The organism is Larkinella sp. C7 (genome assembly GCF_006149005.1).
GTDB lineage: Bacteria > Bacteroidota > Bacteroidia > Cytophagales > Spirosomataceae > Larkinella.
On sequence record NZ_VBSL01000010.1, the window covers coordinates 100,278 to 122,043 of the forward strand.

Below are 21,766 nucleotides of genomic sequence, written 5' to 3' on the forward strand. Positions count from 1 at the left end.
ACCACTATTTACGTAAGTCAGGCTTCATGCCACCAGGCATACGACTGGAAACAAGCTTTCTTGTTCATTGCGCCAGCCGCAGCGCCTGCGCATAGACATCCGGCAATTCACTCTGCTCGACGGCCAGAGCCGCCCGTTCCACATCGTACGGCACCCGAACAAACTCGACGTGAACGCCATCGGCAGAACCGGGCCGGGCGGTTTCGCCGATCGTGAGCAGAACGTACCCCGCGCGGGGGTCGCCGTCTTTGGGTTTGCCCACGGAACCGATGTTGATGGCGTGCCGGTAATACGGTGTTTCGCCTTCGCCCAGCGCATTCACCACTTTGTAATACGGTTTGTGCGTGTGGCCAAAACACATAATATCGGCGCTGGCACCTTCCAGAACACGCGCCAGGCTGCGGTCACCGCGGTCTTCAAACAGATATTCGTTGACGCGCCGGGGGCTGCCGTGTACCAGCAACAAAGAAACCGGCGTCTGCTGCTGCCACAATTGTTCCGGATTGTTGCCCAATTCAAACTCGACGCGAATGTGGGTGGGTAAAGTCCGCAAATACGCCCGTTCGTTGTCGCCTATGGTTTTGTTGGTATAGGCAATGGAAACCTTGCCGTTGGCTTTTTCGTCCTCGGTTTTGTAGGCACACCCGCAATCATCCGACGAGCGGCCAATGCCGTAGTCGTAATTACCGGCAATGGTCGGAATGTTCCGACGGCGGATTTCGGCGATCACTTCGTTGGGCCAGATGTTGTACCCCACCAAATCGCCCTGGCAATACACGGCGTCCGGTTTTTGGCGGTCGATGTCAGCTAAAACCGCTTCCAGAGCGGGCAGGTTGGCGTGGATGTCGGAAAACAGGGCAATTTTCATACGGTTTTTGGGGACGGTTTTTGGGAGGAGATTCCAAATGTATTCTTCTGTTTACGCGCGAAGTTGACCATCAGGATCAACACCGGTACTTCAATCAGCGGGCCGATGACGGCGGCAAAAGCGGCTCCGGAGTCGATGCCAAAAACCGCAATGGCCACGGCAATGCCCAGTTCAAAGTTGTTCCCGGCGGCCGTGAAAGCCAGCGAGGTGGATTTGGCGTAATCGGCACCGGCCCGTTTGGACAGGTAGAACGCCGAGAAAAACATGATGGCAAAATAGATCGTCAGCGGAACGGCAATCCGGAGCACATCGAACGGAATGGAAACGATCAGTTTTCCTTTCAGGCTGAACATCACCACAATCGTGAACAGCAGGGCGATGAGTGTCATCGGACTGATGGCCGATAAAAACGTCTCTTCGTACCATTGGCGGCTGAAAACGCGCGTCAGAATCAGCCGCGACAGCAAACCGGCCAGAAACGGAATGCCCAGGTAAATGAACACGCTCTGCGCCACTTCGCCAATCGTGATATCGACCGTGAAGCCCTGTAACCCAAACAATGGCGGCAGAACGGTGATGAAAACGTAGGCATAGAGTGAATAGAACAGCACCTGGAAAATGCTGTTGAAAGCCACCAGACCGGCCGCGTAGAGCCGGTCGCCCCCCGCCAGATCGTTCCAGACGATGACCATCGCGATGCAGCGGGCAATTCCGATCAGGATCAAACCAGTCATGTAGTCGGGTTTGTCGGGCAGGAAGATCACGGCCAGAAAAAACATCAGCAACGGACCGATGATCCAGTTCTGCACCAGCGACAGTCCCAGAATTCTGGTATTGGAAAATACTTTGGGCAATTCGGAATACCGCACCTTCGCCAGGGGCGGGTACATCATCAGAATCAGGCCGATGGCCAGCGGCACATTTGTCGAACCGGAATTAAACCCGTTGATGAAGCCCTCCGACTGTGGAAAAAAGTAGCCGATGCCCACGCCGGTGAGCATGGCCAGGAAAATCCACAGCGTTAAAAACCGGTCGAGAAATGAAAGGCGGGGCGTGTTCATGCGGCATTGTTGTTTACCGTTCGCTTCATCACAATGGCTGAAGAGGGACAAAGGGCACTGAACTGCTGCGTTTGCTGAATGGCTTCAGGCACGTCCTGTCGATCAACGGGCAGAAAACCGTATCGCTCAAAATAGCGGTCGGCGGTGGTCGTGATCAGATACACGTTGGCCAACCCGTCAGCTTGGGCAGTTTCCAGCAGCCGGTCAACCAGTTGCGCAGCGATTTGCCGACCCTGGTGCTGCGGTTCAACGGCCACGGAACGCAGCAGTGCCACGGTTCCGAAGCGTTCCAGACCCGCCACGCCAATGCCGGTTTCCTGTTCTTTAGCAATCACAAAACCGGGTAGTTCGGGTGGCAAATCATCGGTCAGCAACTCCGCCTGTTGCAACAGCGCAATAACCGTTTCCCGGTCTTCCGGGCGGACATTTTCAATTGATAAAGTCATCATTTTCAACATTGAACGCGTTAACTAAAGATACTAATTGCAGCAGTCGGGTCCGCAGCAGGAAGCGGCACTGGTCGCTGCCGGAGCCAATTCGACAGCCGGTGCGGTAGGTTTTTCGGCATAAACCGTAACGCTGTAAATACCTTTGTCCTGCTGGCGGTAGTCAGCAATTTCGTCCGCAGTCAGGTAGTTTTGCAGCAGTTCGTCGGGCAGAACAATTTCGCGTTCTTTTTGCAGGCTGATCCCGGTAAAACCGGCTTCCTGAACAATCTGCAAATAGGTATCTTTCTGGATAGCCCCCGACACACAGCCCGCATACAATTCGGCATCCTTGATGACGCCCGCAGGCAAATCGCCTTTCAATACAATATCCGAAATGCTGAAATGACCACCGGGTTTCAAAATCCGGAACGTCTCGGAAAACGCTTTCTGCTTGTCGGGAACCAGATTCATCACGCAGTTGCTCACCACCACATCGGCCAGGTTGTCGGGCAGCGGCATTTCTTCGATGTCGCCGTACACGAAGTCAACGTTGCTATACCCCAGTGTTTTGGCGTTCCGGCGGGCGCGGTCGATCATGGCCGGCGTCATGTCCAGGCCAATCACCCGGCCGGTTTCGCCGGTTTCGGCCCGGGCCACAAAACCGTCGTTGCCCGCTCCTGAACCCAGATCCACCACCACGTCGCCGGGTTTGATCTGCGCAAATTGTGTCGGCAGGCCACAGCCCAGCCCCAGATCCGCTTCGGCTACGTAGCCGTTCAATCCGTCGTAGCCAACGGCCATGTTGATGGGCACGTCATTCGAGGGGCCACAGCACGACGTAGGACCACACCCGCAGCCAGCCGCTTCAGGCTGCCCCCCTTCGGCAATAGCACTGTAGGTCTGGCGCACGATTTCTTTTAGTTGTTCAGCAGTTTCCATGTTCACGTTTATTGATTTGTTTATTGTAATATTACGATTGATTCAGGTAAAAAAATAGCGACGCTGGTTTTAGCAACAGGTCGCGGGCACGAACGAATCCAGCAGGGTACCAAACGCCTGCCGGGCTTCTTCCCAAACGGTTTCGTTGATGCAGTAGCACACCCGGGGCGGATCAATTTCTCCCTTGATGAGACCAATGCGTTTCAGTTCTTTCAAATGCTGGGAAACCGTCGGTTGTGCCAGCGGCAATTCATCCACCAGATCGCCACATACACAGGCTTTTTTCGCAATCAGCAATTGCAGAATGGCCACCCGGGCGGGATGAGCAAAGGCTTTGGCCAGATCGGCGATGCGGTTTTGCTGGTCAGAAAATATTTCGGTTTTGGTGAGTCCCATGTTGCAAAGGTACCAGTCATTTTATTAATCGCAATATTACGATAGTTTTTTTTTTGATGGTCGGATTTGTGGGCTTGTGAATTCTACCCGGTCCTGGGCTGCGTTTCAGTTGCTTCTGAACAACGACAAGTAGTAAAACAAAAATACGGAATGCTTTTAACAGCGGGTGCGATCAATGCAGTGTCCTGATCTTCCGATCAATGCGACCCTAAAACCGGCTCATACCATGCTCCCCCTGCCTACAAAAAGATTTTTCGCGCTCATCACCGGCATCACCGCTTTAGGGGGCATACTGGCAATCAGTGGCTTCTGGACGGAGCCCTTCCAGGAACCCCGCACCGGCCCGGACAAGCCGCGCGTTCTGATTTTAACCGACATCACCAGTCTACAAGCTGGCACTGGCGAACCCGACGACGGTCAGTCGCTGATCCGATTGATGCTGTATACCAATGAATTAGAGATTGAGGGACTGGTTGCCTCTTCTAATTTGGGGCATGGCCAGCGGGTGCAACCGGATCTGATTCGGCAGGTCATCGAAACCTACGGGAAGGTTCAGCCCACACTTTTACAACACGATCGCTCTTACCCGCCAGCCGCCCGGTTGCTCGGTTTGGTCAAATCCGGCCAGCTGTTGGCCGGGCCGAACGTGCCGGTAACCACGAGCGTCGGTGCCGGTCGTGACACCGAGGCCTCGGAATGGCTGATCCGGGTTGTCGATCGGCCCGATCCGCGTCCGGTTTGGGTGTGTGCCTGGGGTGGTACGGCCGATTTGGCGCAGGCGCTCTGGAAGGTGCAACAAACCCGTTCCGAAAAGGCCGTAAAGGATTTTATTGGTAAACTACGCATTCACGCCATTGCGGATCAGGATGCCACCGGCCCCTGGATCCGGCAGCAGTTTCCGACGCTTTTTTATATCCTGAACCGCCACAACTTCAGGGGTATGTACCGGGGCGGAAACACCCGGCTGGCTGATTCAGGCTGGGTAGCCACCCATATTCAGCAAAGTGGCAGTCCGCTCGGCGCGTTGTATCCAAATTATGCCGGAGGTGACATCTGGAGTTCCCGGATTGGTCGGGTAAAAGGGATCAAAGAAGGCGACTCGCCGTCCTTTTTGAGCCTGGTTCCCAACGGATTGAACGGGCCGGAACAGCCGGAACTGGGCGGCTGGGGTGGTACATTCCAGCGAAGCCCTGCGGGTTATTTCCAGGATCAGGTTGATTCGACTGCGGATTACGCTACCGATCCGACACCGTATATGGCCTCGGTTTACCGCTGGCGTCCCGCCTGGCAGGCCGACTTCCAGGCCCGTTTACAGTGGTGTACCCGACCGTACCGGCAAGCAAACCACCATCCCCAGGTTCGTATTGACGGAGACGCTGCTTTTCAACCGCTTACCAGGGTCATCTCTGCCGGTTCCGACGTGCAGTTTGATGCCGGCAACTCGACCGATCCGGATGGTCAGTCCCTGCGGTTCAACTGGCAGATCTACCCCGGAACCCTGCCGAAAGGCTTTGTTCTGGCGGGCGATCAAACAGCCCGGCTGCGTTGCCGGACCGCGAAGGAAGCCCGGAACCAATCCATTTCATTGCTCCTGACCGTAACCGATTCCGGTCAACCGGCCCTCAGCCGCTACCGTCGCATTGTGCTGCACGTGCGGTAAATTTCCATCGGCACAAAATTATACGTACATTTTCTCATCCTGTTTTCAATCCATCCAATTTTAATTCCGTATGAAAAACGCAGTCATCCTGTATGCTCTTACCTTCTTTTTCAGTTACGCAAATGCCCAAAATTCCACGGTTACGAATGGTACGGACTACCTGAAACTCATTCCCGGTTCGGAGCAATCGGCCTTCAAACGGGTAGAGATTTCATCCGACATCGACACGACCTGGAACCGCTGGAAAGAACGCGGGTATAATTTTGGCTTCAATCCGCGAATCACGCCGATGTATACGACCGTCAACGGGATTCTGAGTACGCCGTACATGATTCAGGTGCGGGGCAACGAAAATGAGCGAAACCGCAAACGCTGGGGCTATCATGTGTTTGAAGGCTACGCCAAAGACGACAAATCCCGCATTACGATGCTGGTGAACAAACATATTGAGGATGAAAAACCGGTCGCCGAACTCTACTATTACAGTACGGTTTATAACCACGACGAACCGGCTTATAACTGGTTTAAAATCGGCTCCGATGTACGGCAACACTCGTTTCTGTTCAGCCGTGATAAAGCGGTTTTTTACGGTTCTTTAAAAATGACCAATGCGCTGACGTTAGGCAATATTGGCCGCGATAATCTTCTGGTGGAAAAACCGACGGCGGATGCCGAAACGAATTACGCCGAAGACGCGAAACACGTCAATTATGAAGCGTTGAAAAACAGCGAAAACGGAACAATCTTCTACGATAAAGACCACAACATCGTTGTGATTAAAATCAACGGAAAGTGGATGAAACTGGCGGTGGAAGCGTTGCCAAAGGGAGTGAATTATTCGTTTTGAAGCGGCTAGCTGGAAGGAACAATTTCTATGTAATTCGGTCATGTGAGTCAGAATTGATCAGGCTCCAGCGGAGCCCTCTGTCAATAACCTGTTAGCAATCCGGTCATGTATAAGCTCCGGAGGAGCGTCCTAAATAAGAAGGACGCTCCTCCGGAGCTTATCACCTATTCGTACTTATTTTCTATGAACAGGGAGCCCCTCCGGGGCAATCCCTGCTTATCAATTGGCTTCAATACCCCGGATTCTGCGTCAGATTCGGGTTCAGATCCCGTTCGCGCTGCGGAATCGGATACAGCGTATGCGTTTCGGTAATGCTGGTTTTGCCTTTGGCTTTCAGCAGTGGCACCAACCGGCCCGTCCGCACCAGATCAAACCAGCGGTGTCCTTCGGCGTTAAACTCCCAGCGCCGTTCGTCCCAAATCGCCTGCCGGAAGGCTTCTTTGGTTAAAGCCGCCGTAAAGTCGGCTGTCGAAGCGCCGGTCAACGGAAAACCGTAAGCCCGGCGACGAATGGGGTTGATAGCGCCCAAAGCCGCAGCCGTAGGTCCGCTGATTTCATTTTCGGCTTCGGCAAACATCAGCAACACATCGGCATACCGGATGATGGGGAAGTTGTTGTTGGCATCGCCAAACGCCCGCGCCGACGGATCGACGTATTTGTTGAAGTGCTGAAAGGTATTGACGGTTTGGCCCGCTCCGTTTACATACGAATTCAGGAACAGTTCTTTGCGCTTATCTCCGGTTTGGAAGCTGTTATACAAATCCATCGTCGGAATGAACGACCCGAAACCCCGGCCCGTGATGGGCGAGTTTTCCGGCGCAAAATACGTCACCATACCGCTGCCCTGGCCACTGCCGCCACCCACAAACTGAATCTCGAAAACCGACTCTTTGCCGTTTTTATTCGAAATGGCAAACACGTCGATGTACCGATCAAACAAACCGTAACCATATTTGGCGGCATTGTCGATCACTTCCTTGGATTTGGCCCGCGCGTTTGCAAAATCCTTCCTGGTGAGGTACACCCGCGCCAGCATCGACTTGGCAGCCCCGGCGGTAACCCGACCCAGATCGGCACCCGTAAACTTGTCCGGCAACGACGTTTCGGCCTCGGTCAGGTCCTTGATGATTTGCGTATAGACCTCATCGGCACTGGCCCGGGCCACATCTTTCCCCGCACTCAGCGATTGGGTTTCGGTCAGCATCAGCGGCACCCCGCCATACCAGCGCACGAGGTAAAAAGAATAGAAAGCCCGGAGGAATTTCGCTTCCCCGATCAGACGCTTTTTCAGCGTTTCGTCCATCGTAATGCCCGGAATCCGGTCGATGGCGGTGTTGGCGCGGTTGACGCCCTGGTAGATCACCTGCCAGCTCTGCGTCACCACACTGTTGGTCGGAATGGTCTGGAAACTCCAGAGCTGAACCCGGTCGGCATTGTTCAGCAGGGGGTCCATATCATCCGAGGGCAAATCGCCCATGATGATGAAATTCCGGCTTTGGTCGCCCACCTGGTTGGCAATGTCATAGACGGCATTGACGGCCGCCGTGGCATCGTTGGCGTTCGTATAAAAATTGACCGGAGCCAGCGACGACGGGGGCGTTTCTTCCAGCGAACACGCTCCCAGCCCGAAAGTCAACGCGGCAACAGCAAGGATATGATTGATTTTCATGATCTTACAAGAATTTTAAGGTCGGATTAGAGTCCAATGTTCAGACCGGCCAGAATCATTTTATTGCCCGGATAGCTCCCGTAGTCGCTGCCCTGGCTCAGCGTACTTTGTCCAAACCGGTTCACTTCCGGATCAAAACCGCTGTACTTGGTGAACGTAATCCAGTTCTGCGCACTGACGTAGACCTTCACGTTATACAGTTTGATTTTACTGACCAGCGACGACGGCAGGGTGTACGACAAATTGATGTTTTTCACCCGCAAATACGAGCCATCTTCAATCTGGCGGCTCGAAAGCACGTAGGCATTGCCGACGGCGTTGGCGCGCGGAATGGTGTTGCTCGGATTCGTCGGCGTCCAGCGGTTCAGCGTTTCCGTCGATTGGTTGCTCACCCCCGTCAACGACTCCTGCTCAAAGCGGTTGATGTTGAAGATGCTGTTGCCGTATGTTCCCTGCATGAAAATGCTCAGTTCCACGCCTTTGTAAGAGAACGTATTGGTCAACCCACCGTAGAGTTTCGGCTGGGCATATCCCAGAATCACGCGGTCGCTGGCGTTGATGGCACCGTCGCCGTTCTGATCGACGTAACGCCGGTCACCGGGTTTGGCGGTTTTCTGCGCTGATCCATCAACTTCGGCCTGCGTCTGAAAAATACCGTCCGTTTTATAACCGTAGAACAGGCCAATCTGCTCGCCCACCCGCACCAGTCCGGAGTTCGGAAGCTGGAGGTGACCGCTGGCATCGCCCGATGCAAATTCCGTCTGATCGCCCAGATTGAGCACTTCGTTGCGGTTAGCCGCAATGTTGAAAGCCGTCGTCCACTTGAACGCACCCGTCAAATTGGTGGAATTGATGCCCAGTTCGACCCCCTGATTCCGGATACTTCCCAGGTTTTGGAGAGCCGACGCATAGCCCGAAACATAAGGCAGCGGCACCGACAACAGCAGATCAGTCGTTTTCTTGTTGTAATAATCCGCCGTCAGCGTGATGCGGTTATTCAGAACGCCCACATCGACACCGACATCGAACTGCGCAGTGGTTTCCCAGCGCAAATCCGGGTTGGCCACGCGCGACGGCCCGATGCCGATCACAACCGTGTTGTTGAAGTTGGCATTCTGCGTTCCCAGCGTCGCCAGGGATTGGTATTGCGTAATTTCCTGGTTTCCGCTCAGGCCGTAGCTTACCCGCAGTTTCAGGTCGTTGATCACGTTATTCCCTTTCAGGAAATCCTCTTCCGACAACCGCCAGGCCACCGAAGCCGACGGGAAAACCGCCCATTTGTTGCTGGCACCAAACCGGGATGAACCATCGGCCCGAACCGTTGCCGTCATCAAATATTTGCCGGCATAATCGTAGTTGGCGCGACCGATATACGAATTAAGCTGCCAGTTGCTGGCCGACGACGCTGGCACCAGTGCCGTTGACGCCGAGCCCAGGTTTTCGTAGGTCAGAATGTCGTTGGCAAATCCCTGCGAACGCGCTTCGACGCTCTCGAACCGGTTTCCCTGCATGGTATAACCCGCCAGAAACGTCAGGTTATGAACACTACCGAACGTTTTGTTGTAGGTCAGCGTGTTTTCGTTCAGCCAGGTCGACGATTGGGTATTGATGATCGATGCCTGACCGCTCAATTGCGTACCGGTGGCGGTATTGCGCGACAGATACAGACTCCGTTTGGAGTAATTGACATCGGCTCCGAAGCTCGTCCGGAACGTCAGACCGGGAATGATTTTGTAATCGGCGAATACGCTCCCGATCATCCGCGTTCCAACGGTTTTGTTGAACGTTCCCAGTGCCTGTGCCACCGGGCTACCGATCTGAATCCGGCCGGGTGTGTTGAAAACCACCAGCGTTCCGTCCGGGTTGCGAACCGGCTGCGTTGGCGAGAAGTTCAGCGCACTGTAGACGACGGTTCCGCTCGTTCCACCATCGGCGTCCGTCGGCACGGCATTGTTGCGGCTCCGGATCACGTTCAGGCTGGTTCCGATGTTGAACCGGTCGTTGATTTTATGGTCGAAATTGAACCGGAATGAAGCCCGGTCGTACTCGGAATTGATGATAACACCCTGCTGATTCAGGTAGTTGGCCGAAACCGCATAGCGCGTTTTGTCGGAACCGCCCGACGCCGTCAACTGGTAATTCTGAATCGGGGCTTCCCGGAAAATTTCATCCTGCCAGTTGGTGCCTTCGCCAAAACCGGCGATTTGCGCATCCGTGAAAACCGGTGCCCGGCCCGCATTGGTGTTGGCTTCGTTCACCAGCGTCGCGTATTGCGTCGCATTCAGCATCGGCAGTTTCTTGCGTACCTGCTGGATGCCGTAGTAGGTCTCAAATTCGATGCGGTTTTGGCCTGATTTACCCCGTTTGGTCGTAATCAGCACCACGCCATTAGCACCACGCGACCCGTAAATGGCCGTCGCCGACGCATCTTTCAGGATTTCCATCGATTCGATGTCGTTCGGGTTCAGGTTTGCTCCGCTTTCGTTGTACACCGGAAAACCGTCGATAACGTAGAGCGGCTCGTTTCCGGCATTGATGGAGTTACCCCCGCGAATCCGAATCGTTACGCCACCACCCGGCGCGTTGGATGCTTGCGTTACCTGCACTCCGGCTGCCCGGCCCTGCAACGCCTGCCCGACACCCGTCACCGGAACAGACTTGATGTCTTTTGCCGTAACGGACGACAGCGAACCCGTTACGTCGCTTTTCCGCTGCGTTCCGTAGCCCACCACCACGACTTCTTCCAGCGCTTTCTGGTCTTCGGCCAGCGTAATCGTAAGCTGGCTCCGACCGCCGATGTTCACTTCGAGCGAAGTAAACCCCAGCGACGAAACGACCAGCGTGCCGTTGGACGGCGCGTTCAAACTAAATGTACCCTGTGCATTGGTGGAGGTTCCGGTGGTCGTTCCTTTCACGACCACGTTGGCTCCGGGAATGGCCTCACCGTTGGCTCCCGTTACTTTCCCCGAAACCGGGGCGGTTTGCTGCGCCATGAGCAGGATTGGAAACTGCAGGCCCACCAGCAGGGCGAACCAGATCCACCGGCTGGCTTTTGTACCGTTTTTTTTCATAGGATTTAGAATTGTAAAATAGGTTGTACCCTCGACGCCCACATGCTAGTTGATCGGGTTGACAAAGCTGATTGGTTAAACATGAAGCAATATTAATTGTCAGGAGACTAAAAAATGTCGGAATAATCTAAATCGAACGGTTTGTCCACCTCTTTGAACGGTTTTTGATCGGCCTGAACGATTTGTCCACCAATTTGACCACTAGACGTTATCAAGAAAAAGTTGGACGTAACTAAACTTGCACTTCCAAAACGTAGGAGCGATTCCTGTGAGAAAAAACAGACTTATTCTATCCATTGCTGAAGTCGGGTCCATCGTCGTACTCGTCTCCTTTCTCCTATATTTGCTTTCGATCCTGCTCTGACTTCGCGCTGACACCCCCGGTTTTGGGGTTGCCGGACAAGTCCGTACTTTTTAAGTGATACCGATGCAAACACGGTTACTTCTCTTCCCGGTTTTGATCTGCCACTGGCTGGCGGGGGTGGTTTATGGGCAGTTGCCCAACCCACCGAAAACCGTTGTGTCCACGTTGAAGTCCGCCGTTCTGGCCGAAGCCCGCTGGGCCATGCAGCAGGAACCCGTCACTGTGACGGCGCAAACCTCACCCCGGAGCGCGGGCGGCAAACATGATTTCTTTTCGGAAGGCGACTACTGGTGGCCCGACTCCGCCAATCCGCAGGGGCCCTATGTCCAGCGCGACGGCATGACCAACCCCGACAATTTTGTGGCCCACCGCCAGGCCATGATCCGCTTCAGCCGGGTGGTGGGGGCGCTGGCCTCTGCCTACGTCATCACCCGCGACGAAACCTACGTCCGGCAGGCTTTCCGGCACCTCAACGCCTGGTTTGTCGATCCGGCCACGCGCATGAACCCGTCGTTGCTCTACACGCAGGCCATCAAAGGCCGGGCGACGGGCCGGGGCATCGGCATCATCGACACCATTCACCTGATGGAAGTGGCGCAGGGATTGCGGGTGATGGAAACCGCCAAAAGCAGCGATAAACGATCTGTAGCGACTGTACGTCAATGGTTTGCCGATTATCTGACCTGGCTGACGACCCATCCGTACGGGAAAGACGAAATGAATGCGAAGAACAACCACGGCACCTGCTGGGTGATGCAGGTGGCGGCTTTTGCCAAACTCACGAACAACGATTCGCTGCTGGCGTTCTGCCGAAACCGCTACAAAACCGTGCTGCTCCCCGATCAAATGGCCGTCGATGGCAGCTTTCCGCTGGAACTTCGCCGGACCAAACCGTATGGGTATTCGTTGTTCAACCTCGATGCCATGACGACGATCTGTCAGATCTTATCCACCAAAACCGACAACCTCTGGACGTACCAGACTGCCGACGGACGCGGTATTCGTAAAGGCATTTCGTATCTGGTTCCGTTTGTGCAGAATAAAGCGAGTTGGCCGCTCAAACCCGATGTCATGTACTGGAACGAGTGGCCGGTGGCGCATCCGTTTCTGGTGTTTGGGGCCGTGGCTTTCGACCAACCGGCCTGGCTGGCAACCTGGCAAAAACTGGAACATCGTCCGCAGGTTGAGGAAGTGCTGCGGAACCTGCCCATTCGCAATCCTGTCATTTGGCTTTAATGTCCCCGTATCTATGAAAAAAGTCCCCATCTCACTACTGGCGTTACTGGGTCTGCTGACCGGTTTCGTTCCCAACACCCTGATCAAATCCCTGTTCGACCAGGCAGAACAGCAAACCCGGCTGATGCTGAGCGAAGTAGCCGCTGCCGATAAAAAAGCGGGCAACAACAAACCGCTTTTGGTCTCGCCCCGAACGTTAAATGACGCCGGTGCGTTGCAGCTTGTTCCCGCCCGCGACTGGACGAGCGGTTTTTTCCCCGGCGAACTGTGGTACCTCTACGAATTTACCGGTAAAAAAGAATGGGCCACCCAGGCCCGGTTCTACACGGCCAACCTGGAAGCCGAGAAGATGAATGCCGGCACGCACGACATGGGTTTCAAAATCTATTGCAGCTACGGCAACGGTTTTCGATTGACGCGCGATCCGGCATACCGCGAGGTCATTATTCAGGGAGCAAAATCGTTGAGCAAACGGTTTAAACCGACGGCCGGTATCATCCGGTCGTGGGATCACCACAAAGAGGTCTGGCAGTGTCCGGTGATCATCGACAACATGATGAATCTGGAATTGCTGTTTGCGGCCACCCGCCTGACGGGCGATTCGAGTTTCTACAAAATAGCGGTTACGCACGCCAAAACGACGCTGAAAAACCATTACCGCCCCGATCACAGTTCCTTTCACGTGGTCGATTATGACACGCTGACCGGGAAAGTTTTGAAGAAAAATACGCACCAGGGTTTCAACGACGCGTCGGCCTGGTCGCGGGGCCAAGCCTGGGGATTGTACGGCTATACGCTTTGTTACCGCGAAACCAAAGATCCGCAGTTTCTGAAACAGGCCGAAGCCATTGCCCGGTTTATGCTCGATCACCCCCGGATGCCCGCCGATCTGGTGCCATATTACGACTATGATGCGCCGGGCATTCCGAACGAGCTGCGCGATGTGTCGGCGGCAGCGGTGATGGCTTCGGCCTTGTACGAACTGAGTACCTACGGTTTAAGGAACGCACACTACCGCGCCAAAGCCGATCAGGTCATCACCAGTTTGTCAAAAAGTTATGCTTCGCCGGTTGGGAAAAACCACGGTTTTCTGCTCCTGCACAGCACGGGTGCGAAGACGTTCGAGCGGGATGTGCCGCTGGTTTATGCCGATTACTATTACCTGGAAGCGTTGCTACGGGCGAAGAAGCTGAACGAGAAAAAACCGCTGTTCTGAAACCGGAACCGTCGTCTTTTCAGGACTTCTCCCATTCATCGGCGTTTTTAATACCCAGTTCCCTCGGATTGAAAACGGGATCTTTCCCCGCTTTTTTCTGAGCCTGGTAGTCTTTCAAGGCCAGCAACGCCGGTTTTCGCAGGAGAACGATGGCAATGACATTGAGCCAGGCCATGATGCCTACGCCGATGTCGCCCAGCGTCCAGGCCAGAGCCGCCGTTTTGACTGACCCGTAAAAGGTGGCACCCAGAATCAGAATGCGAAGTGCCAGCAACAGACTTTTGCTGTTCTTTTTCTGGTCCAGGTAGCTCAAATTCGTTTCTGCGATGTAGTAGTAGGCCATAATGGTGGTAAACGCGAAGAAAAACAACGATACCGCCACAAAACCACCCCCAAACGACGGGAAGTGGGTGTTGATGGCCATTTGGGTGTATTCACCCCCAATGGCCGCGCCGGGGATGTTTTCGACCAGAAACCCGCCTTTCGGATTCACAACATTGTATTGGCCCGTGAATAAAATCATGAAGGCGGTGGCGGTACAAACGAACAGCGTATCGACATACACCGAAAATGCCTGCACCAGTCCCTGTTTGGCGGGATGGCTGGTTTCGGCGGCTGCGGCTGCGTGCGGGGCCGTTCCCTGACCGGCTTCATTGGAATAGATGCCTCTTTTTACACCCCAGGCCACAGCCATGCCGAAAACGCCACTGTAGAGCGGTTCCAGATCAAACGCCGACCGAACGATAAGGCTCATCACCGAGGGGACTTCGGTAATGTTCATGACAATGATGATAACGGCCATCAGAATGTAGGCCCCGGCCATAAACGGAACGACAATTTCGGCCACTTTCCCAATGCGTTTTACGCCACCAAAGATGATCAGACTCAACAGGAGCGTTACAATGCCACCGGTAACGGCCACCGGGATTTGAAACGCATTTTGGGCACTGATGGCAATGCTGTTGCTTTGAACGCCGGGCAAAAATAAGGCGGTACTGAGAACCGTTGCGATAGCAAACAGCGTTGCATACCATTGAATTCCCAATCCTTTTTCGATGTAATAGGCTGGTCCACCCCGGTATTGACCATCTTTCACCTGCTTGTAAATCTGACCCAGCGTAGCTTCGATAAAAGCCGATGCTGCCCCTAAAAACGCGATGGTCCACATCCAGAAGACCGCGCCCGGTCCGCCCATGGCGATGGCCGTGGCAACACCGGCAATATTTCCGGTTCCGACCCGTCCCGAAATGGCAATGGCAAAGGCCTGAAAGGAACTGACCCCTTTTGCTGATGATTTGCCACCAAACAGCAACTGAACCATGTCTTTGAGGTAGCGTACCTGTAAAAACCGGGTGATGATTGAAAAATATACACCAACGCCGAGGCACAGGATGATCAGCGCATTACTCCAGATAATGTCATTAATGGCATTGACAAGGTTTTCCATGAAAGGTACGAGGTGGGTTGGAATAGGATGTTAGCTTGCAAAGAAAGGGGCATTCTTCCACAATGCCTCAAAAAAGCTAAATTTTGCTCCGATTACAGGGAGTTTTGAAGAAATAACCAAACCCACTTATGATCTTTTATTTTAACCTTTTTTATTTATAAAACCCGGTAAAGTAATTAAGCATGGTGGAGAATAAACGCCGGGTCAATATCAAACTTCGTGTATAAACGCTTCGCAACATCCAGTGAAATCCGGCGTTTACCTCGAATGATTTCTGACAAACGCGTTTCCGGTATTTCCAGCAAATGGGCCATATCCCGTTGTTTGAGTTTTTTTTCGTACATCTTGAACTCAATCATCTCAACCAACGATTGAGGCATTTTGATAGGCATCAGCGGAATACGATCTTCGTAGGCTTCCGCCATTTGGGATAACTGAGCCAATTGGTCAGCCTCTTCAGGCGTTAGACTGGCGAAGCCTTTACCGATCGTGGCTTTTTGCAAAAAAGTTTCGATATGGTTCATCAACTCCCTGTAATCCGTTTCGTTTTTGGGCGCGTTCATAGTGCTATCGTTCAGATCGTTGAACAGTCTATTCTGTCGTATTCAGTATGAGTGCCAACAAAGCGGATAAATACAGTCCGTTTGTCGAAAAAAATCATGGCAACAATACGATACCGGTTACCTCGAATATTAAATACATAGCGATCATTATCTACGTAATCCACTGAATTGAATGTTTGCTTCAGATCGGCCAGGCTATTCCAATCGGAGGCTTTTACTACAGTGTACCACTCATTCAAAGCACCTATCGAATCGGCATGCCTCTGGCCAAACTCATTCAGAATTGTCTTACTAATAATGACCATTATGCCTCTAGACGGGTAACAGGAATCGGTTGTAAGAAATTACAAAATCAGCCATAAATTTACATAATTTGTAAGACACTATCAACTTACACGATCAATCTTGTGAATTCAGACGCCGACTCACCCACCTGATGGCTATACTCCGTCGGCGTGACACCAAACTGGGCGCGGAACGCCCGGCTGAAATACCGGGGGTCGCTGAAACCGACGGCAAAGGCGATTTCCGACACGCTGGCTTTCTTCTGTTTCAGCAGGTTCTCCGCTTTTTTCAGCCGCGTGGTTCGCAACAGGTCGATCACCGACAAACCGGTCAGCATTTTCACTTTGCGGAACAAAACCGGGCGGCTCATGCCCATTTCGCCCACCAGACTGGTCACGTTGAAATCGGCATCGCTGAGGTGCGCGTCCAGAACCGTCATCAGTTGGTTGAGGAATTTATCGTCGGGGTGATCCAGTTGCTGCACTTGCGGTTGCAGCGTCACGATCCGGTGGTATTTGGCCCGCAACTGCTCCCGCAGCAACAGCAGGTTGCGAACCCGGGCCTGGAGCAAAACCGGGTGAAAGGGCTTGGTCACGTAGTCGTCGGCACCGGTTTGCAGCCCCACCAACTGATCATCGGTCGTGCCTTTGGCCGTCAGCATAATGACCGGAATGTGGCTGGTGCGCGGATCGGATTTGATGCGGTGCGTCAGGGCAAAACCGTCCATCGCCGGCATGGCAACGTCGGTAATGATCAGATCGGGCAACACCTGCGATGCTTTTTCCCACGCCGTCAGCCCGTCAGCCGCTTCGATCACCTGGGCAGTGTCGGCCAGCAAATCCCGGATGTAAGCCCGGATGTCGTCCTGATCTTCCACCACCAGAACAAGTTTTTTGCCGGAAAGCGATACTGCTTCCAAATCCATTGCACTTTCCTGGGCCACGATCAAAGCCGCTGGCCGAAGTACCTGAAAGTCCGGTTCTGGCGGCACGTCAGTTGGCACCGGTTCGAATTGGCCCGGCAGGCCGACGGGAAGGGTGATCGTAAAGCGCGTAAAACCAGCCGTTTGCCACACCTGCTCCCGGCTCTCGACCGCGATCTGGCCCTGGTGCTGATCGACAATGCTTTTGCTGAGCGCCAACCCCAGCCCAAAACCGGAATCCCGCGTTTTGGAGCGGTTGACTTGGTAAAACGGGTTAAAAATAGGGTCCAGCTCTTCCGCCGGAATGCCGCTGCCCGTGTCTTCAACGGTAATAACCGCCCGATTGGCCGCGTCCGACGCGCCAAAATCCTGTTGCAACCGCACGGAAATGGTGCCGCCCGCCGGGGTAAATTTAAATGCATTCAGCAGCAGGTTGTAGATCACCTTCTCCATTTCCCCGGCGTCGATCCAAACCGGCAGGGCGGTCACTTCCGATTCATTGAGCAGGACAACCTGACGAGAGCGGGCGTGTTCCTGAAACGAGTCCGTGATTTTTTCCAGAAAAACCACCAGATCCGTCTGCCGTTTTTGCAACCGGACGTGCCCGGTTTCGTGCTTTCTGAAATCGAGAAGCTGGTTCAAAAGCCGCAGCAGCCGGTCGGTGCTGCCCCGCATGATGGCCAGTTGTTTTTGCAGAAAAGCATCGTCGGTCCGGTGGGTGGTCAGAACCTCCAGCGGTCCCATCACCAGCGTCAACGGCGTCCGGATTTCGTGGGCAATTTCCGTAAAGAAGTTCAGTTTGGTCTGGTGAAGCTCCTGCTGCCGGGCTTTTTCGATGTGCTCTACCTCCAGTTCGTGCGCCAGCCGAAGCCGGTTTCGGTTAAACCGCGACCAGAGCCCCAGCAACCCCATAAAAATCAGCGCATAAAGGATATACGCCCAGACGGTTTTCCAGATCGGCGGCAAAACCGTAATGGTCAGTTCCAGCGGCCGGGGGTTCCAGATGCCGTCGTTGTTGGCCCCTTTTACCTGCAACACATACGCACCGGGAGCCAGATTCATGTACATCGCGCGGGGTTCGTTCACATAATTCCAGCCTTTATCGAAACCTTTCAACCGGTATGCATACCGGTTTTTGAAGGAATTGATGTAATTGAAAGCCGCAAAATCCAGCGAAAAAACATTCTGTTGATGCGTAAACGTAAGCCCCTGTTCGTAGTCGATGCCAGCGGATGAAAGGCTCGTAACCGGCTCGTTGAACAGCCGCAACTGGGTGAACGCCAGCCGGGGCGGGGCGGTGTTCCGACGAATGCTGTCGGGGTGAAAATAGACAATGCCGTCGTATCCCCCAAAATAAAAATAACCGTTCGCGTCCAGATGCGTTGAATTGGAGGTAAACTCCTTGCACACCAGCCCGTCGTGTTTGTTGTAGGAAATGATTTTCGACCGGTCGGGATCAAGTTGGGCCAGGCCATTGTCGGTGCTGATCCACAAACGCCCCTGTTGATCCTCACGAATCCCGAAAACGGTGTTGCTGGGTAATCCCTGCGCCATCGTGTAGTGCCGGAATGAGCGGTTGTCGGGAAGCATCCGGTTCAGACCGCCGTCGCGCGTGCCGATCCAGAGCCGGTGTTGCCGGTCTTCCAGAAAACAGGTAATGTGGCTGCTGCTGATCGAGGTCGAATCCGTGTCACGATGCACATACTGAACAAAAGCATCCCGACCCGGCACCTTCCGGTTGAGGCCGTTGGTGGTGCCGACCCACACCTGTTGACGGCTATCGATGAGCAAACTCATTGCGTTGTTGGAACTGAGCGAATGAGGCTGATCGGCCCGATGCCCCAACTGCACAAAAGATTGATTTTCAGGCTCAAACCGGCATAAACCGCCCAGGTTCGTCACAATCCAGAGCGTTCCTTCGGCATCCCGTTTCAGGTCGTAAATGCGATCGTTCGGTAACGAACGCGGGTTGTTGGGTTCGTGCAAATACCGGGTGATGGTTTGTCGGCGCAAATCCAGGTAATTCAACCCCTGCAACGTGCCGATCCACAAGCCGTTTGGTCCATCGGCCAGCAGGCATTTGACCTTGTCGTTGGACAAGGATTGGTTGTTTTTCGGATTATGGACGTATTGCCGGGCAACGGTTTTATCGGCATTGAGCAGAAACAGCCCCCGGTCTTCGGTGCCGAGCCAGAGTTGATTCGATGCGCTGGCGGGCAACATCGGCCCCGCAATTTTAAACGGCATTCCACCCTCGCGACCGATCGGGCGGTAGGACCCAAACTGCCGGGCCAGCGGACTGTAGAGATCGACGCCCCCGTAATAAGACCCGACCCAGACCGAGCCATCCCGGTCGCGGAAAATGGAGCGCACCGAGTTGTCGCTCAGCGAACCAGGGTCGGTGGGTTGATTGGTCAGGGTTCGAAACCGGCTGCCATCCTGCGCCACAATGTGCAGTCCCGACATGGTTCCCACCCAGAAATTGTTTTTCCCGTCAGCCTGAATCGTTCGGATGGTTTGGGTGCTCAGGTCCAGTCCGGGTGCCGTATTCCACGAAACAACGCGTTTCGATGGCTTGTCAAACAGCGCAATACCGTGCCGTTCGGTGCCCAGCCAGAGCCGTCCGGCCCGGTCTTCGCCCATGGCGTTGATGCTGTTGAAGGCGTTGTGATAGACCGCGTCGGTGGTTTCCAGGAAATGATGCGTCAGTTGAAATTTTCCAGAAGGCATCGGGCGGAGTTGCACCAAACCGCCCGATGTGCCGACCCAGAGGTTGCGGTTACGGTCTTCGAAGAGGGTTCGAACTTGCCGGTTTTTCAGCTCCAGACGGTTTTCTGTCAGGTTTGCCAGCGGCTCAAACTGCCGGGATTGGTCGGCCTGCAAGCGGTATAATCCGTGAAACGTGGCAACCCAGAGGTTGCCACGGCTGTCTTCCGCCAGACTGATGATCGTGGAATCCTGGGAATCGTTGAACGAAAACCGCTGAAAATCATCCCGATCGGGCCGGAACAAACACAAGCCTTTCGTGGTGCCGACCCAAAGCCGCCCTTTTTTATCCACCAGCAGGCTGTTGATCGTATTGGAAGCCAGGCTGCGCGGATTGCCGTTCTGGTTTTTGTAGACCACCACCCGGCGGGAATCGTAGCGGTTCAGCCCGTCGCGGGTGCCAAACCACATGAATCCGCTGGGATCCTGCGTAATAGCATACACACTGCTTTGCGACAAGCCTTCTTCCACACTGAGGTGGCTGAACGTTTGCCCGATGGCAGCCGGTACCAGAAGAAATGTATAGAGAACGCCCAGCCAGAACCGGACGCGGAGTTTGTGATGAGTCATCTTCGCAATCTTAAACCATTCCAATGCTGGATAAATTGCATATCGGAATGGAATTATCTTATAAAGATGCAAAGGTTGCGTTCCTCCTCATGTATGACGGACTAAAGTCCGTTGGTACGTTACCAGCGAACAGCCTGAAATTTCCAGCCGGGCTGTTTTTTCTGCATCTCCGGCTCGTCGTCCCGTTTTTTCAACCCGCAATCCAGGTAATTCTGGTGCAGTCGGGCCAGTGCTTCCCGGTCCAGTTCGACGCCCAGGCCGGGTTCCTGCGGCACCAAAACCGACCCTTCCTCGAAGGTAAACCGCCCGGCCGTGATGATCTCGTCCGACTGCCACGGATAATGCGTATCCAGCGCATACGGAACCTGCGGCAAAGCCGCGCCGAGGTGAACCATGGCCGCCAGCGAAATGCCGAGGTGACTGTTGGAGTGCATGGACAACCCGCGCCCGAAGGTTTCGCAAATGCCGGAAAGCATCATTGAAGCCCGTAAACCGCCCCAGAAGTGGTGATCGCTCAGGATAATGTCCTCCGAACCAATGGCAATGCTGTTCGGAATGTCTTCAAAAGAGGTCGTACACATGTTCGTGGCAAGGGGCGTTTTCAGGGCTTTCCGAACCTCCGCCATGGCCGCCTGTCCGCGAACCGGATCTTCGAGATACTCCAGAATCGGCTCCATTTCCCGGCCGTACTGAATGGCGGTTTCGACTTTCCAGAGCGCATTCGGATCAATCCGCAACGGCACATTCGGGCCAAAGGCTTCGTAGAGCGCGAACATCGCGTCGACTTCCTGCCGGGGCTCGAAAACCCCGCCTTTGAGTTTGATCGACTGAAATCCGAACTCGGCGCACATGGCTTTGGCCTGCGCCACAATCTCGGCCGGGTTCAGGGCGCTGGCTTGCCGGGCCGCAGCCCAGCCTTCCGCATTCGGGTCGGTGTCGAACGCCAGCTTGCCCCCGGCCCCCTCGTATTTATAAAACAGGTAGGCTGAAAACGGTACCCGATCCCGCATTTTGCCGCCAAGAAGATCGACCACCGGACGACCCACAACTTTCCCGATAATGTCCAGACAAGCGACTTCGATGGAACTAAAAATATGGACCATTTTCCGCTGATCCCAGGGCGCATCACCCCGCTGGGCCGCCGTGTCGGTGCCGAAATGATTGACCAGAACCTGCCGGATTTCATGGAGTTGAAACACGTCGCGTCCGACCAGCAACGGTTTTGACGCTTCCAGAGCGGCATCGATGTCGCTGTTGCCCGGAATCTCACTGATGCCTGAAATACCGTCGTCCGTCACCAGTTCTACGATGGTGCGGAGGGCATACGGAGCGTGCAGACCGGCGGCATTCAGCAAGGGCGGATCGACAACGGCAATCGGTGTAACGGTAATCTCTTTAATTCTCGGCCCGGCCTTGTCGGTAAAAGGGGTTGTCAAAGTCATCGTGAAATGCGGGATT

At 54.3% G+C, this 21,766-nt stretch carries 16 protein-coding genes; 4 read left to right on the forward strand and 12 right to left on the reverse strand.

Features of this window, described 5'->3' with window-relative positions; translation table 11 throughout:
• Nucleotides 1-64 precede the first annotated feature (64 nt).
• From FH871_RS22485 to FH871_RS22505, 5 genes are all read right to left on the reverse strand, one after another.
• On the reverse strand, nucleotides 65-868 hold the full coding sequence (locus FH871_RS22485; RefSeq protein WP_138993683.1) for a metallophosphoesterase: 804 nt from the start codon (nucleotides 866-868) through the stop codon (nucleotides 65-67).
• Nucleotides 865-1,929 carry an ACR3 family arsenite efflux transporter gene (arsB, locus tag FH871_RS22490; protein WP_138993684.1) on the reverse strand — a complete coding sequence of 355 codons (1,065 nt, stop codon included), beginning with the start codon at nucleotides 1,927-1,929 and terminating at the stop codon, nucleotides 865-867. The genes FH871_RS22485 and arsB overlap by 4 nt, the downstream gene beginning before the upstream one ends.
• Entirely contained in the window at nucleotides 1,926-2,378 is a 453-nt protein-coding gene (gene arsN2 / locus FH871_RS22495; protein ID WP_229317491.1) for an arsenic resistance N-acetyltransferase ArsN2, read from the reverse strand. Before arsN2 ends, arsB begins: the two co-directional genes overlap by 4 nt.
• A 30-nt stretch (nucleotides 2,379-2,408) precedes the next feature.
• Nucleotides 2,409-3,296 (reverse strand): arsenite methyltransferase, encoded by an 888-nt coding sequence (locus FH871_RS22500; protein WP_138993685.1) that lies wholly within the window; start codon nucleotides 3,294-3,296, stop codon nucleotides 2,409-2,411.
• A 69-nt stretch (nucleotides 3,297-3,365) separates the two neighbouring features.
• Entirely contained in the window at nucleotides 3,366-3,692 is a 327-nt protein-coding gene (locus FH871_RS22505) for a helix-turn-helix transcriptional regulator (RefSeq protein WP_138993686.1), read from the reverse strand.
• Nucleotides 3,693-3,918: 226 nt separating this feature from the next.
• Here FH871_RS22505 and FH871_RS22510 point away from each other — a divergent pair, with 226 nt between their 5' ends.
• Together FH871_RS22510 and FH871_RS22515 are read left to right on the forward strand one after the other, a co-directional pair.
• Entirely contained in the window at nucleotides 3,919-5,352 is a 1,434-nt protein-coding gene (locus FH871_RS22510; RefSeq protein ID WP_171062918.1) for a nucleoside hydrolase-like domain-containing protein, read from the forward strand.
• A 70-nt stretch (nucleotides 5,353-5,422) separates the two neighbouring features.
• Entirely contained in the window at nucleotides 5,423-6,199 is a 777-nt protein-coding gene (locus FH871_RS22515) for a hypothetical protein (RefSeq protein ID WP_229317493.1), read from the forward strand.
• A gap of 229 nt (nucleotides 6,200-6,428) precedes the next feature.
• On the opposite strand, the gene FH871_RS22520 is transcribed toward FH871_RS22515, so the two are convergent.
• The gene (locus FH871_RS22520) at nucleotides 6,429-7,868 is read right to left on the reverse strand and encodes a RagB/SusD family nutrient uptake outer membrane protein (protein ID WP_138993688.1); all 1,440 of its coding nucleotides are present in this window, start codon (nucleotides 7,866-7,868) and stop codon (nucleotides 6,429-6,431) included.
• Between the two features lie 26 nt (nucleotides 7,869-7,894).
• A complete protein-coding gene (locus FH871_RS22525; RefSeq protein WP_138993689.1) occupies nucleotides 7,895-10,939 on the reverse strand; it encodes a TonB-dependent receptor in 3,045 nt (1,014 codons plus the stop codon).
• Nucleotides 10,940-11,366: 427 nt separating this feature from the next.
• Here FH871_RS22525 and FH871_RS22530 point away from each other — a divergent pair, with 427 nt between their 5' ends.
• Nucleotides 11,367-12,539, forward strand: coding sequence for an alginate lyase family protein (locus FH871_RS22530; RefSeq protein WP_138993690.1), 1,173 nt, complete (start codon nucleotides 11,367-11,369; stop codon nucleotides 12,537-12,539).
• 13 nt (nucleotides 12,540-12,552) lie between these two features.
• A complete protein-coding gene (locus FH871_RS22535) occupies nucleotides 12,553-13,755 on the forward strand; it encodes a glycoside hydrolase family 88 protein (RefSeq protein ID WP_138993691.1) in 1,203 nt (400 codons plus the stop codon).
• A 19-nt stretch (nucleotides 13,756-13,774) separates the two neighbouring features.
• On the opposite strand, the gene FH871_RS22540 is transcribed toward FH871_RS22535, so the two are convergent.
• The 5 genes from FH871_RS22540 to FH871_RS22560 form a co-directional block, all read right to left on the reverse strand.
• Nucleotides 13,775-15,202 carry a sodium:alanine symporter family protein gene (locus tag FH871_RS22540; protein ID WP_138993692.1) on the reverse strand — a complete coding sequence of 476 codons (1,428 nt, stop codon included), beginning with the start codon at nucleotides 15,200-15,202 and terminating at the stop codon, nucleotides 13,775-13,777.
• Between the two features lie 176 nt (nucleotides 15,203-15,378).
• Nucleotides 15,379-15,765: a helix-turn-helix domain-containing protein gene (locus FH871_RS22545; RefSeq protein WP_138993693.1), complete on the reverse strand. Its 387-nt coding sequence runs from the start codon at nucleotides 15,763-15,765 to the stop codon at nucleotides 15,379-15,381.
• An 11-nt stretch (nucleotides 15,766-15,776) separates the two neighbouring features.
• The gene (locus FH871_RS22550) at nucleotides 15,777-16,070 is read right to left on the reverse strand and encodes a type II toxin-antitoxin system HigB family toxin (RefSeq protein WP_138993694.1); all 294 of its coding nucleotides are present in this window, start codon (nucleotides 16,068-16,070) and stop codon (nucleotides 15,777-15,779) included.
• 86 nt (nucleotides 16,071-16,156) lie between these two features.
• Nucleotides 16,157-20,308, reverse strand: a complete 4,152-nt coding sequence (locus tag FH871_RS22555) for a hybrid sensor histidine kinase/response regulator transcription factor (RefSeq protein WP_138993695.1) — start codon at nucleotides 20,306-20,308, stop codon at nucleotides 16,157-16,159.
• 119 nt (nucleotides 20,309-20,427) lie between these two features.
• Nucleotides 20,428-21,750 carry an enolase C-terminal domain-like protein gene (locus FH871_RS22560; protein WP_138993696.1) on the reverse strand — a complete coding sequence of 441 codons (1,323 nt, stop codon included), beginning with the start codon at nucleotides 21,748-21,750 and terminating at the stop codon, nucleotides 20,428-20,430.
• Nucleotides 21,751-21,766: the final 16 nt, after the last annotated feature.